Source organism: Micromonospora sp. NPDC047521, from assembly GCF_055587305.1.
In genome coordinates, this window is sequence record NZ_JBVJGN010000023.1 from 1 (window position 1) to 13,383 (window position 13,383).

14 protein-coding genes are annotated in these 13,383 nt (G+C 71.7%); 9 read left to right on the forward strand and 5 right to left on the reverse strand.

Features of this window, described 5'->3' with window-relative positions; all coding sequences use genetic code 11:
* The coding region (locus ACZ6N8_RS29695; protein WP_466014196.1) for a C39 family peptidase at positions 1-243 on the forward strand (243 nt) is incomplete at its 5' end.
* Positions 244-299: 56 nt separating this feature from the next.
* Here the strand turns inward: ACZ6N8_RS29695 and recQ are convergent.
* Positions 300-2,141: a DNA helicase RecQ gene (gene recQ, locus ACZ6N8_RS29700; protein ID WP_466014198.1), complete on the reverse strand. Its 1,842-nt coding sequence runs from the start codon at positions 2,139-2,141 to the stop codon at positions 300-302.
* 70 nt (positions 2,142-2,211) lie between these two features.
* Complete coding sequence (locus ACZ6N8_RS29705) at positions 2,212-2,547, reverse strand: hypothetical protein (RefSeq protein ID WP_355134692.1); 336 nt, start codon at positions 2,545-2,547, stop codon at positions 2,212-2,214.
* Positions 2,548-2,758: 211 nt separating this feature from the next.
* Between ACZ6N8_RS29705 and rapZ the strand changes: the two genes are divergently transcribed.
* The 8 genes from rapZ (at position 2,759) to ACZ6N8_RS29745 (ending at position 9,928) form a co-directional block, all read left to right on the forward strand.
* Positions 2,759-3,664: an RNase adapter RapZ gene (rapZ, locus tag ACZ6N8_RS29710; RefSeq protein WP_355049588.1), complete on the forward strand. Its 906-nt coding sequence runs from the start codon at positions 2,759-2,761 to the stop codon at positions 3,662-3,664.
* Positions 3,661-4,800, forward strand: coding sequence for a gluconeogenesis factor YvcK family protein (locus ACZ6N8_RS29715; protein ID WP_466014201.1), 1,140 nt, complete (start codon positions 3,661-3,663; stop codon positions 4,798-4,800). The genes rapZ and ACZ6N8_RS29715 overlap by 4 nt, the downstream gene beginning before the upstream one ends.
* Positions 4,801-4,854: 54 nt before the next feature.
* Complete coding sequence (gene whiA / locus ACZ6N8_RS29720; RefSeq protein WP_074312802.1) at positions 4,855-5,835, forward strand: DNA-binding protein WhiA; 981 nt, start codon at positions 4,855-4,857, stop codon at positions 5,833-5,835.
* 261 nt (positions 5,836-6,096) lie between these two features.
* Positions 6,097-7,101 (forward strand): type I glyceraldehyde-3-phosphate dehydrogenase, encoded by a 1,005-nt coding sequence (gene gap, locus ACZ6N8_RS29725; RefSeq protein WP_364362724.1) that lies wholly within the window; start codon positions 6,097-6,099, stop codon positions 7,099-7,101.
* Positions 7,098-8,297: a phosphoglycerate kinase gene (locus ACZ6N8_RS29730; RefSeq protein WP_466014203.1), complete on the forward strand. Its 1,200-nt coding sequence runs from the start codon at positions 7,098-7,100 to the stop codon at positions 8,295-8,297. The genes gap and ACZ6N8_RS29730 overlap by 4 nt, the downstream gene beginning before the upstream one ends.
* Before the next feature lie 2 nt (positions 8,298-8,299).
* The gene (gene tpiA, locus ACZ6N8_RS29735; protein WP_466014205.1) at positions 8,300-9,091 is read left to right on the forward strand and encodes a triose-phosphate isomerase; all 792 of its coding nucleotides are present in this window, start codon (positions 8,300-8,302) and stop codon (positions 9,089-9,091) included.
* A gap of 95 nt (positions 9,092-9,186) precedes the next feature.
* The gene (secG, locus tag ACZ6N8_RS29740) at positions 9,187-9,447 is read left to right on the forward strand and encodes a preprotein translocase subunit SecG (protein WP_109819549.1); all 261 of its coding nucleotides are present in this window, start codon (positions 9,187-9,189) and stop codon (positions 9,445-9,447) included.
* Between the two features lie 139 nt (positions 9,448-9,586).
* Entirely contained in the window at positions 9,587-9,928 is a 342-nt protein-coding gene (locus tag ACZ6N8_RS29745; protein ID WP_387124156.1) for an RNA polymerase-binding protein RbpA, read from the forward strand.
* Positions 9,929-9,932: 4 nt separating this feature from the next.
* Here the strand turns inward: ACZ6N8_RS29745 and pgl are convergent, their stop codons facing one another.
* The 3 genes from pgl to zwf form a co-directional block, all read right to left on the reverse strand.
* The gene (gene pgl, locus ACZ6N8_RS29750; protein ID WP_466014207.1) at positions 9,933-10,703 is read right to left on the reverse strand and encodes a 6-phosphogluconolactonase; all 771 of its coding nucleotides are present in this window, start codon (positions 10,701-10,703) and stop codon (positions 9,933-9,935) included.
* Positions 10,704-10,842: 139 nt separating this feature from the next.
* A complete protein-coding gene (locus ACZ6N8_RS29755; protein ID WP_364362729.1) occupies positions 10,843-11,859 on the reverse strand; it encodes a glucose-6-phosphate dehydrogenase assembly protein OpcA in 1,017 nt (338 codons plus the stop codon).
* On the reverse strand, positions 11,856-13,370 hold the full coding sequence (gene zwf / locus ACZ6N8_RS29760; protein ID WP_364365996.1) for a glucose-6-phosphate dehydrogenase: 1,515 nt from the start codon (positions 13,368-13,370) through the stop codon (positions 11,856-11,858). Before zwf ends, ACZ6N8_RS29755 begins: the two co-directional genes overlap by 4 nt.
* Between the last annotated feature and the right edge of the window lie 13 nt (positions 13,371-13,383).

Consider the following 13,383-nt stretch of genomic DNA (forward strand, 5'->3'; position numbering starts at 1 on the left):
GACATCGTCAAGACCGTCGACCAGGGTCGGGCCGTGGTCGCCAACATCGCCGGCACCACCACCGACACCGACGGCGGCGTGCACTCCTTCGAGGGTGGGCACTACATCAGCGTCGTCGGCTACCGCGACAACGGCACCATCGTCAAGATCGCCGACTCCGCCGACCCGAACACCGCCTCGTACGAGGTCACCGTCGAGCACCTCGCCGACTGGATCGCCACCCGCGGCTACGCCACCAGCTGACCCCCACACCACAACGAAGGGCCGGACCCGAAAGGGTCCGGCCCTTCGTCGCGTCCTCAGTCCTCGGCGAGGACGGCCAGGATCTGTTCGCCGTACTTGGCGAGTTTGTTCTCGCCGACCCCGCTGACCCGGGACAGCTCGGCGAGGGTCCCCGGCGCGTCGCTGGCGATCTGCCGGAGTGTGGCGTCGTGAAAGATCACGTACGCGGGGACGCCCTGCTCCTTGGCGGTGGCGGCCCGCCAGGCGCGCAGGCGCTCGAAGACCGGTACGGCGGCCGGGGCCAGTTCGGCGACGACGGTGGCCGAGCCGCGGGGCTTCGACGACCGGCTCGATGCCTGCCTCTCCGGCTCGCGGCGCATCGTGACGGTACGGCGGCGGCCCAGCACGTCGGCGCTCGCCTCGGTCAGGGCCAGGGTGCCGTAGTCGCCCTCCACGGCGAGCAGCCCTTCGGCGAGCAGTTGCCGGACCACGCCCCGCCATTCGGCCTCGCTCAGCTCCGAGCCGATGCCGAACACGGTAAGCGTCTCGTGACCGTACTGGCTGATCTTGTCGGTCTGTCTGCCGAGCAGGATGTCGATGCACTGCCCGGCGCCGAACCGCTGGTTGCGTTCGCGGTCGAGGCGGAAGACTGTGGAGAGCAGCTTCTGGGCGGCGACGGTGCCGTCCCAGGACTCCGGTGGGGTGAGGCAGGTGTCGCAGTTGCCGCAGGCGGCAGTCGTCGTCTCGCCGAAGTATTCGAGCAGTTGGACGCGGCGGCAGCGCACCGTCTCGCAGAGGGCGAGCATCGCGTCCAGGTGCGCGGCGAGGTTGCGGCGGTGCGCGAGGTCGCCGTCGGACGTCTCGATCATCTTGCGTTGCTGGACGACGTCCTGGAGCCCGTACGCCAGCCAGGCCGTGGACGGCAGCCCGTCGCGGCCGGCGCGGCCGGTCTCCTGGTAGTAGCCCTCCACGGACTTGGGCAGGTCGAGGTGGGCGACGAAGCGGACGTCGGGCTTGTCGATGCCCATGCCGAAGGCGATGGTCGCCACCATGACCAGGCCGTCCTCGCGCAGGAAGCGTTGCTGGTTGGCGGCGCGGGTGGCCGCGTCCAGGCCGGCGTGGTACGGCAGCGCGGCGATGCCGTTGGCGACGAGGAACTCGGCGGTCTTGTCCACCGAGGCGCGGGACAGGCAGTAGACGATGCCGGCGTCGCCTGGGTGCTCGTCGCGCAGCAGGGCCAGCAGTTGCTTGCGCGGCTCCCGCTTGGGCACGATCCGGTACTGGATGTTGGGCCGGTCGAAGCTGGCCACGAAGTGCCGTGCGTCGTCGAGCTTGAGTCGGGTGGCGATCTCGGTGCGGGTGGCGCTCGTCGCGGTGGCGGTCAGGGCGATCCGGGGCACCTGCGGCCAGCGTTCGTGGAGCATCGACAGCGCGAGGTAGTCGGGGCGGAAGTCGTGCCCCCACTGGGACACGCAGTGCGCCTCGTCGATCGCGAACAGGGAGATGCGGCCCCGGTCCAGCAGGGCGAGGGTGGAGCGGACGCCGAGGGCCTCCGGGGCCAGGTAGAGCAGGTCCAACTCGCCGGCGACGAAGGCGGCCTCGACCCGGCGTCGCGCGTCCAGGGTCTGGGTCGAGTTGAGGAAGCCGGCGCGGACGCCGACCGCGGTGAGCGCGTCGACCTGGTCCTGCATGAGCGCGATCAGCGGGGACACGACGACGGCGACGCCCTCGCGGACCAGCGCCGGGATCTGGTAGCACAACGACTTGCCGCCACCTGTGGGCATCAGCACCAGCGCGTCGCCGCCGCCGACCACATGGTCGATCACCTCCTGCTGGAAGCCGCGGAAGGCGTCGTAGCCGAACACCCGGCGCAGCACCGGCAGCGCGTCAGCGGTACGCAGGTCGGTGGGGGAAGCCATTCGCGGAGTCTACGAGCCGACCCCGACACCGCTCGCCCGGCGCACCCGGGCACACCGGACGAGCGTGCGGTCAGCTGGACCGGTTGGCCAGGCCGCGTGGCGGGGCCTTCATCCCGACGACGATGTCGACGATCTCGATGTAGCGGGCCTTGGCCCCCATCCGGAACGCGGTGGCGGCGGCGTTGATCTCCTCGAGGGTGTCGGCCTCCACCATCGTCACCTGGTCGTACTTCCCGTTGACCCCGGTGCAGACGACGTGGGTGAGCTGCTTGGCGAAGCGGCCCAGATCCCGGGCGTGCTCGGCGGAGACCTCGTGGATGCCCTCCCGGCCGAGGGCGAAATACTCCGGACTGATCCGCATGAACAGGAAACCGACGTACTTGTTCTTGTCTGCCAGATCGTGCATCGCACCCTCCCAGATGTCGGTCTTGACCTGCGGCGATCACGAGGAGCGTATAGATGCTTACTGATCGTCATCAAGGGCGGACGCTGTCGGGAGGGCGACCCGCGGTCCCCGGGTGCGGACGCGCCCGGCCCGGCGCCGGCCGGCGGGATAGAGTCGCTGATTGACCAATCGCGGCCGATGGCGGCCGCGGCGCCACGGCTTGGGGGTACGGGTGAGCGAGGCGCACACAGCCGGTGACGGGCAGCCGACGGCCGAGTCGGAGACCACCCTGGTGGTGGTCACGGGGCTCTCCGGCGGCGGCCGCAGCACCGTCGCCCGCGCGTTGGAGAACGTCGGCTACTACGTGGTGGACAACCTGCCTCAGGCGTTGATGCTCGACATGGCCGAGTTGGCGTTCAAGGCAGGGGGAGCGGCCCGGCGTACGGCCATGGTGCTGGACGTACGGTCGCGGGCCTTCTCCACGGACCTGGCCGGGGCGATCCGCGAGCTCAAGGAGCGCGGCTTCTCGCCCCGGGTGGTCTTCGTCGACGCCGATGACGAGGTGCTGATCCGGCGGTTCGAGAGTGTGCGCCGGTCGCACCCGTTGCAGGGCGACGGGCGGCTGGCCGACGGCATCGCCGTGGAGCGCGGGCTGTTGGAGGAGGCCCGCGACCAGGCCGACGTGATCATCGACACCAGCCACCTGAACGTCAACCAGCTGCGCCGGCGCATCGAGGAGCTGTTCGGCGGCGAGGACGCCCGCCGGCTGCGGGTCACCGTGCTGTCGTTCGGCTTCAAGTACGGCCTGCCGCCGGACGCCGACTTCGTGCTTGACGCCCGGTTCCTGCCCAACCCGTACTGGGTGCCGGAGCTGCGGGAGCACACCGGGCGGGAGGAGGCGGTCAGCGCGTACGTGCTGGGTCAGGAGGGTGCGGACGCCTTCGTCGCCTCGTACGCCGACCTGGTCAACGCCACCACCACGGGCTTCGAACGGGAGGGCAAGCGGTACCTGACGGTCGCCGTGGGCTGCACCGGCGGCAAGCACCGCAGCGTGGCCATCGCCGAGGAGTTGGCCGGGCGGCTGCGCCAGTCCGGGTTGGCGGCCAACGCGCAGCACCGCGACCTGGGGCGGGAATGACGGCGCGTCGGGTGGTGGCGTTCGGTGGCGGACACGGGCTGTCCGCGTCGCTGCGGGCGCTTCGCCACTGCGCTCCCGAACTCGACCTGGACATCACCGCGGTGGTCACGGTCGGCGACGACGGTGGGTCCAGCGGTCGGCTGCGCGCCGAGCGGGGTGGCCTGCCCCCGGGTGACCTGCGGCAGGCCCTGGTCGCGCTGGCCGGTGACCACCCGGCCACCCGCCGCAGCGCCGGACTGTTCCAGCACCGCTTCGCCGCCGTGCCCGCGACCGACGCACCCGCGAACGACGCACCCGCGGACGACGTGCCCCCCGCGAACGCCGCGCCCGGGAACGGCGTACCCGCGAACGACAAACCCGCGAACGCCGGACCCGGGCACCGCACGCCCGCGAACGACGTACCCCCGCTCGCGCGGGCCGACGCGGACCCGGCGGCGGCCCGCGCGGACGGGCTGGCCGGGCACGCGGTGGGCAACCTGGTGCTCTGCGGCCTCATGGAGCTGCTCGGTGACCCGGTGGCGGCGCTGGAGCACGCCGGAGCGATGCTCGGCGCGGTCGGTCGGGTGCTGCCGATGTCCCGCCAGCCGGTGGGCATCGAGGCCCGGGTGCGTGGGGCGGACCCGGCGGCCCCCGACGAGGTGCGCACGGTACGCGGCCAGCACCAGGTGGCGGTCACCACCGGGCGGGTCGAGTCGCTGCGGCTCACCCCGGCGGCCCCGGCAGCCTGCGCGGAGGCCCTCGCGGCGATCGGCGCGGCGGACTGGTTGATCTTCGGACCGGGCAGTTGGTACACGAGCGTGCTGCCGCACCTGCTGGTGCCGCAGCTCGCCGACGCGATCGTGTCCAGCCCGGCCCGGCGGCTGGTCACCCTGAACCTCGCCGCCGAGAAGGAGACCCTCGGGCTCTCCGTCGCCGACCACCTCGCGGCGCTGCGCTGGTATCTTCCCGAGCTCAAGGTGGATCTCGTGCTGGCCGACGCCAAGGCGGTGGGTGACCCCGAACCGGTCGAACGTGCGGCAGAATCGCTTGGTGCCCGCCTGGTCCTCGCCCCCGTCGCCGTCACCGACGGCACTCCCCGCCATGATCCGGCTGCCCTGGGCGCCGCGCTGGTGCCTGTCCTGGGCGCCGATCGTTAGACACGTACGTAATCTCCGGCGACACGCCGGAACAGGTCCGTGAGGGGACGCACAATGGCGATGACGGCTGCGGTCAAGGACGAGCTGAGTCGGGTCGACGTGCCCAAGCCCTGCTGTCGGCGGGCGGAGATGGCTGCGCTGCTGCGCTTCGCCGGTGGGCTGCACATCGTCTCCGGCCGCGTGGTGGTGGAGGCTGAGCTGGACACCGGGGCGGTGGCCCGCCGGCTGCGGCGGGAGATCGCCGAGGTCTACGGCTACCCCAGCGAGATCCACGTGCTGGCCTCCGGCGGCCTGCGCAAGGGCAGCCACTTCATCGTTCGGGTGGTCAAGGACGGCGAGGCCCTTGCCCGCCAGACCGGCCTGCTGGACGTACGCGGACGCCCGGTGCGAGGGCTGCCCCCGCACGTCGTGGCCGCGAACGTGTGCTGCGCGGTGTCCGCCTGGCGGGGCGCGTTCATGGCGCACGGCTCGCTCACCGAGCCCGGCCGCTCCAGCGCACTGGAGATCACCTGCCCGGGGCCGGAGTCGGCGCTGGCGCTCGTCGGCGCGGCCCGGCGCATCGGCATCACCGCGAAGAACCGCGAGGTACGCGGGGTGGACCGGGTGGTGGTCAAGGACGGTGACGCGATCGCCGCGCTGCTCACCCGCATCGGCGCACACTCCAGCGTGCTGGCGTGGGAGGAGCGGCGGGTGCGCCGCGAGGTGCGGGCCACCGCCAACCGGCTGGCGAACTTCGACGACGCGAACCTGCGCCGCTCCGCCCGGGCGGCGGTGGCCGCCGCCGCGCGGGTGACCCGCGCCCTGGAGATCCTCGCTGACGAGGCGCCCAACCACCTCACCGATGCCGGCCGCCTGCGGCTGGAGCACCGGCAGGCGTCGCTGGAGGAGTTGGGAGCGCTCGCCGAGCCGCCGCTGACGAAGGACGCCATCGCCGGGCGGATCCGCCGGCTGCTGGCGCTCGCCGACAAGCGGGCCCGAGACCTGGGCATCCCGGATACCGAAGCAGCCGTCACGCCCGACATGCTCGTGGTCTGATAGGACGGTGAGGCCGCGCGGTGCGCCCGGGACGCGACCCGGCGCAGCGTGGCGTCGCACGCTCGGATAAGGTCGCTGCGTACGGCAAGGGGGCCGACACAGGCACCCCTCGCCGTGCCCACCGCCTCGGGCGGTCAGGTCCTCAGACCGCGGCGGGGTGCCGAGATGAACCGTCAACGGCCGGCTCCAACGGTCGGCGCACATCACTTCGCCGGCCCGTTGTCTGAAGCCGGCGGACCAGAACGCGAGGAGATGGGACCTGTGACCATCCGGGTTGGCATCAACGGCTTCGGCCGGATCGGCCGTAACTTCTTCCGGGCAGTGCTGGCGTCCGACGCCGACATCGAGGTCGTGGCGGTGAACGACCTGACCGACAACGCCACGCTCGCCCACCTGCTCAAGTACGACAGCATCCTGGGTCGCCTCCCGTACGAGGTGAAGGCCACCGCCGACGAGATCACCGTCGGTGGCAAGACCATCAAGGCGTTCGCCGAGAAGGACCCGTCGGCGCTGCCGTGGGGCGAGGTCGGCGCCGACGTCGTCATCGAGTCGACGGGCTTCTTCACCGACGGCACCAAGGCCAAGGCGCACGTCGACGGCGGCGCCAAGAAGGTCATCATCTCCGCTCCGGCGAAGAACGAGGACGTCACGGTCGTCATGGGCGTGAACCACGACCAGTACGACCCGGCGAAGCACACGATCATCTCGAACGCCTCGTGCACCACGAACTGCCTCGCCCCGATGGCGAAGGTTCTGCACGACACGTTCGGCATCCAGCACGGTCTGATGACGACGATCCACGCGTACACCCAGGACCAGAACCTGCAGGACGCGCCGCACAAGGACCTGCGTCGGGCCCGGGCCGCCGCGCTGAACATCGTCCCGACCTCGACCGGTGCGGCCAAGGCCATCGGCCTGGTGCTGCCGGACCTCAAGGGCAAGCTCGACGGGTACGCGCTGCGGGTGCCGATCCCGACCGGCTCGGTCACCGACCTCACCGTCAACGTGGGTCGCGAGACCACCGTGGACGAGGTCAACGCCGCGCTGAAGGCCGCCGCGGACGGCCCGCTCAAGGGCATCCTGGTCTACAACGAGGACCCGATCGTCTCCACCGACATCGTCACCGACCCGGCGTCGTGCATCTTCGACGCGCCGCTGACCAAGGTCGTCGGCAACCAGGTCAAGGTCGTCGGCTGGTACGACAACGAGTGGGGCTACTCCAACCGCCTGGTGGACCTGGTCAAGCTGGTGGGTTCCTCGCTGTGAGCATCCGGACCCTCGACGACCTGCTCGCCGAGGGGGTGTCGGGTCGGCGCGTGCTGGTGCGCGCCGACCTGAACGTCCCGCTCGACAAGCAGACCGGTGACATCACGGATGACGGGCGCATCCGCGCGGTGCTGCCGACGCTCGGCGCCCTGGTCGAGGCCGGCGCGAAGGTGGTCGTCTGCTCGCACCTGGGCCGCCCGAAGGGCACGCCGGACCCGCAGTTCAGCCTCCGTCCGGTCGCGGGGCGGCTCGGTGAGCTGCTCGGCGCGCCAGTGCACTTCGCCGAGGACACCGTTGGTGACTCGGCCCGCTCCACAGTCGCCGGCCTGGCCGACGGCCAGGTCGCCCTGCTGGAGAACCTGCGCTTCAACGCGGGGGAGACCAGCAAGGACGAGGCCGAGCGGGGCGCCTTCGCCGACCAGCTCGCCGCGTTCGGTGACGCGTACGTGGACGACGCGTTCGGCGCCGTGCACCGCAAGCACGCGAGCGTGTACGACGTGCCGGCCCGGTTGCCGCACGTCGCGGGCCGTCTGGTGCTGCGCGAGGTCGAGGTGCTGTCGAAGCTCACCGGCAGCCCGGAGCGGCCGTACGTGGTGGTGCTCGGTGGTTCGAAGGTGTCCGACAAGCTGGCGGTGATCGAGGCGCTGCTGCCGACCGTCGACAGGCTGCTCATCGGCGGCGGGATGTGCTTCACGTTCCTCAAGGCCCAGGGCCTGGAGGTGGGCACCTCGCTGCTGGAGAAGGACATGGTCGAGACCTGCCGCAACCTGCTGGAGCGGTCCGACGGCAAGATCATGCTGCCGGTCGACGTGGTGGCGGCGGACGCGTTCGCCCCGGACGCCGCGCACGACACGGTCCGGGTCGACGGCATCCCGAGTCACCGGCTGGGTCTGGACATCGGCCCGGAGACGGTCGCCGGTTTCGCCGCCGCGCTGTCCCAGGCGAAGACCATCTTCTGGAACGGCCCGATGGGCGTGTTCGAGATGGCCGCGTTCGCGGCCGGCACCCGAGGGGTCGCCGAGGCGATCACCAAGGCCGACGCGTTCAGCGTCGTCGGCGGCGGCGACTCGGCGGCCGCGGTCCGTGCGCTCGGTCTTGACGAGTCGTCCTTCGGGCACATCTCCACGGGCGGTGGCGCCTCCCTGGAATACCTCGAGGGCAAGACCCTCCCCGGCATCGCGGCCCTGGAGAAGTGAACATGGCGAGCACGACCCGCCGGCCGTTGATGGCCGGCAACTGGAAGATGAACCTCAACCACCTCGAGGCCAACCTGCTTGTGCAGAAGCTGGCCGCGAGCCTCACCGAGAAGCAGCTCACCGAGGTCGAGACGGTCGTGCTGCCCCCCTTCACCGATCTGCGCACCGTGCAGACGGCTGTGGACGGGGACAGGCTGCTGATCGGCTACGGCGGGCAGGACCTCTCCCCGCACGCCTCCGGCGCGTACACGGGTGACATCTCCGGCGCGATGCTTGCCAAGCTGGGCTGCACGTACGTGGTGGTCGGGCACTCCGAGCGGCGGGCCTACCACCACGAGGACGACGCCCAGGTCAACGCCAAGGTGAAGGCGGCGTTGACGCACAACCTGACCCCGATCCTCTGCGTGGGGGAGGGGCTGGACGTGCGCGAGCAGGGCACCCACGTGGCGCACTGCGCCGACCAGCTCGACGGTGGTCTCGCGGGGCTCACGGCCGAGCAGGTCAAGCAGGTGGTCATCGCGTACGAGCCGGTCTGGGCGATCGGCACCGGCAAGACCGCGACGCCGGAGGACGCCCAGGAGGTCTGCGGCGCGGTCCGGCAGCGGTTGGCGGAGCGCTTCGACGCCGAGACCGCCGACGCGGTCCGCGTCCTGTACGGCGGCTCGGTCAAGGCGTCGAACGTCGCCTCGATCATGGCCCAGCCGGACGTGGACGGGGGTCTCGTGGGGGGCGCCAGCCTGGACGCGGAGGAATTCGCGCAGATCTGCCGGTTCCCCGAGCACATCGCCCGCTGATCGCTCGCTATCCTTGACACCGCCCGTCCACCGGCCGGTGCCATCGTGCCCGACCTGTCCGGGCGAGGATCGCTACGAGAGGACTGCCCCCAGCCATGCCGATCTGGTTCGCATACACGTTGATCGTGTTGCTGGTCATCACGAGCGTTCTGCTCACCCTGCTGATCCTGCTGCACCGCGGTAAGGGCGGCGGACTGTCGAGCATGTTCGGCGGTGGTGTCAGCTCCAGCCTCGCCGGCTCCTCGGTGGCGGAGAAGAACCTGGATCGTTACACCGTTCTGGTGGGCGTCGTCTGGTTCGCCGCCATCGTCGGGCTCGGCCTCTGGCTCCGCCTCCAGATGAACAGCGGCGCCTGAGCAGGCTCGTAAAGTCGTACAATCTGCGCGCGGTCCGTCACTCGACGGGCCGCGCGCAGGCTTTTCTCCGCTGCACCGCGTCGCCCGCCGTCCACCCCCGAAGGCGGCGGGTCCCCTCCGACGACAGGAGCGAGCAGCCGTGCCTAGTGGCAACGTTATCCGCGGCGCCCGGGTCGGGTCGGCGCCCGTCCGCCCGGACGAGCGACACCAACCCGCGCCCCGACAGGACGTCACCTACTGGTGCCGCAACGACCATCGGACCAGCATCCGGATGGCCGCGGACGTCGCGCCGCCGCCGCTGTGGGACTGCCCCCGGTGCGGGCTGCCCGCCGGCCAGGACGAGCAGAACCCGCCCGGCCGGGTCCGCGCCGAACCGTACAAGAGCCATCTGGCGTACGTGAAGGAGCGGCGCACCGCCGAGGAGGGGGAGGCGCTGTTGAACGAGGCGTTGGCCGCGCTGCGCCGCCGCCGAGGCGAGTAGCGGGTCAGCGCAGGCTGCGCAGCCTGGTGGGCACGTCGGCGGCCGCGGCCCGGTCCAGCAGCCAGCGGGTACGGTCCACGCCGTGTACGCCCGCCGCCGGCAGCTGCACCGGCCCGGCGCCGGCCAGCGCCATGCCCACGGCACGGGCCTTGTCGGTGCCGCCGGCGACCAACCAGACCTCCTCGGCCGTGTTGATCGCGGCGAGGGTGAGGGTGGTCCGCACCGGCGGGGGCTTCGGGCTGCCCCGCACCGCGCTTACCGGACGGGTGTCGTAGTGCACCGGATGCCCGGGGAAGACCGACGCGACGTGGCCGTCCTCGCCGACGCCGAGCATCAGCACGTCGAAGTGCGGCAGCGCGGCGTGCCCCGGCCGGGCGGCGCGCGCCAACTCCTCGGCGTACGCGGCGGCGGCCGCCTCGGGGTCGTTGCCGGTCGGGCCGTCGGACGTCGGCATCGGGTGTACCCGGTCCGGGTTCAGCGGCACCACGTCAAGCAGGGCGGCCCGCGCCTGGGTCTCGTTGCGCTCCGGGTCGCCGGCGGGCAGGAACCGTTCGTCGCCCCACCACACGTCGACGCGGGACCAGTCCACCGCGTCGCGGGCCGGCAGCGTGGCGACAGCCCGGTACACGGCCGCGGCGACCCGGCCGCCGGTGAGGACCACCGACGCCTCACCACGGTCGGCCTGCGCGTCGAGCAGTTTCACAAGCAGCCGGGCTGCCACGGCCTGCGCCAGCAGGTCGGCGTCGGCGTGGACGGCGACACTCGCCTCACTCATGGGTTGTGCCTTCCCGACCGCTGAGCGGTCGCTGTCGCGTCGTCGTGCCCGGACGTACGCCCGGGGAGGAGGGGGTGGGGCGGGCTGCCCCGGGACCGGGGCAGAGCGGGGACGGTGCCCGGCCCTGCCCCGGTGCGGCTCAGCTCTCGCCGCTCGTGCCGGCGTGCGCGGTGACCCCGGCCTCGGCGCGCTGTGCGGTGGCCGGGTCCTTCCAGACGTGCACCCGCTGCGGTGGACGCTGCTCCAGGCCGCGCAGCCCGACTGTCGCGCCGAGCGCCTCCGCGTACACCTGGTCGGCGTCGAGGCGGCGCAGTTCCTCGGCCAGTTCGTCGCCGAGTGGGCGACGGACCAGCGGCAGGGTCCGGTCGTCCTGACCGGTCCGGCGGAAGACGGCCAGGCTGTCCTCCCGGGTCAACGTCAGCTGGTCACCGTTGGCGCAGGTCAACTGCACCTCCCGCATCCGGGGGAACTCGGTGTCGTCCACCCGGCGGGGAGTGATGCCCAGCCGGCTGGACAACCAGCCGATCATCAGCGTCGCCGTCGGATCGCTGGGCGGCGCGACGACTGTCGCCTCGGTGACCTTCGCCTCGGTGGTGTCGAACGCTCCCGCGACGAGGGTCCGCCACGGGGTGATCCGGGTCCACGCCAGGTCGGTGTCACCCGGGGCGTAGTCCCGGGCCCGCTGCCGCAGCGCCTCCTGCGGGTCGGCGGCCTGCGCCGAGTCGGTGATCCGCCGGTCGGCGACCACACCGAGGAAGTCGGTGGCGATCTCCGCCGGCGGTTCGCCGTGCCACCAGGTGACCACCGGCACGTCCGGAACGAGCAGCGGCATCACCACCGACTCGGCGTGCAGGGCCAGCCGCCCGTACATCCGGGTGACCACCGCCTCGCACGGGCCGAGCCGGCCACCTACCACGATCTCCGCGTCCAGCCGGTTGCGGTCCCGCTCGATCTCGGAGCGGACCACCACCACGAGCCGGCACGGGTGGGCGGCGGCGGCGATGGTGGCCGCCGCCTCCGCCTCGCGGACCCGCCGCTCGTCCACCACGACGATGAGGGTGAGCGCCATGCCGCTGGCCACGCCACCGGCGCTGCGCCGCTCGGCGGCGAGCGCCTTGACCACCTCGTTGCCGGTGGTGTCCCACAGCCCGATCATGCTCTTCTCCAAGCGCGGCCCTCGCGGGCCAGCATCTCGTCGGCCGCCCGCGGCCCCCACTCACCGGCGCGGTACGGCTCCGGCGTGGTGCCCTCCCAGGCGTGCTCCAACGGGTCGATCACCTGCCAGCTCTGCTCGACCTCGGCGGCGTCGGGGAACAGGGTGCGGTCGCCGATCAGCACGTCCAGCACCAGACGCTCGTACGCTTCCGGGCTGGACTCGGTGAACGCCTCGCCGTACTGGAAGTCCATCGCGATGTCGCGGACCTCCATCGTGGTGCCGGGCACCTTCGAGCCGAACTTGAGCACCACGCCCTCGTCCGGCTGCACCCGGATGACCAGCTGGTTGTTGCCCAGCGATTCCATGTCGGCGTCGTTGAACGGCAGGTGCGGGGCCTTCTTGAACATGATGGCGACCTCGGTGACCCGTCGGGGCAGCCGCTTGCCGGCCCGGATGTAGAACGGCACCTCGGCCCAGCGACGGTTCTGGATGCCGAGGCGCACCGCCACGTACGTCTCGGTGGTGGAGTCGGCGGGGACGTCCTGCTCCTCCAGGTAGCCGACCGCGCGTTCGCCGCCCACCCAGCCGGGCAGGTACTGGCCGCGGACGGTGTCCCGGGCCACGTCCTTCGGCAGGGTGATCGCCTTGAGCACCTTGAGCTTCTCGGCGCGGATCTCGTCGGCGTCGAAGCTTGTCGGCTCCTCCATGGCCACCAGGGCGAGGAGTTGGAGCAGGTGGTTCTGCAGGACGTCACGGGCGGTGCCTACCGTGTCGTAGAACCCGGCGCGGGTGCCGATGCCGACGTCCTCGGCCATGGTGATCTGCACCGAGTCGACGTACTTGGAGTTCCACAGTGGCTCGAACAGGTTGTTGGCGAACCGCAGGGCCAGGATGTTCTGGACCGTCTCCTTGCCCAGGTAGTGGTCGATGCGGAAAACGTCCTGCCGGGTGAAGACGTCGTCGACCAGGTCGTTGAGCGCCTTCGCCGACGGCAGGTCGTTGCCGAACGGCTTCTCCACCACCACCCGGCGCCAACCGCCGGACTTCTCGTTGTCTGCCATCCCGGTGCGGGCCAGCTGCTTGAGCACGACGGGGAACGCGGCCGGGGGGATCGAGAAGTAGAACGCCGCGTTGCCGGTGATGCCGTGGGTCTGGCGCAGGTCGTCGAGCGTCTCGGCGAGGGTGTCGAACGCCGCGTCGTCGTCGAACGACCCGCCGACGAACTTGATGTTGCCGGCCAGACGCGCCCACACCTCGTCCCGCCACGGGGTACGGGCGTGCTTGCGGGCCGCCTCGCAGGCGAGGGTCTCGAAGTCGCCGTCACCCCAGTCGCGGCGCGCGAAGCCGAGCACCACGAAACCGGGCGGCAGCAGGCCCCGGTTGGCCAGGTCGTAGACCGCGGGGAGCAGCTTCTTGCGGGCCAGGTCGCCGGTCACCCCGAAGATCACCAGAGCGCACGGCTCCGGGATCCGGGGCAACCGGCGGTCCTGCGGGTCGCGTAGCGGGTTCACGCCTTGGGTCACG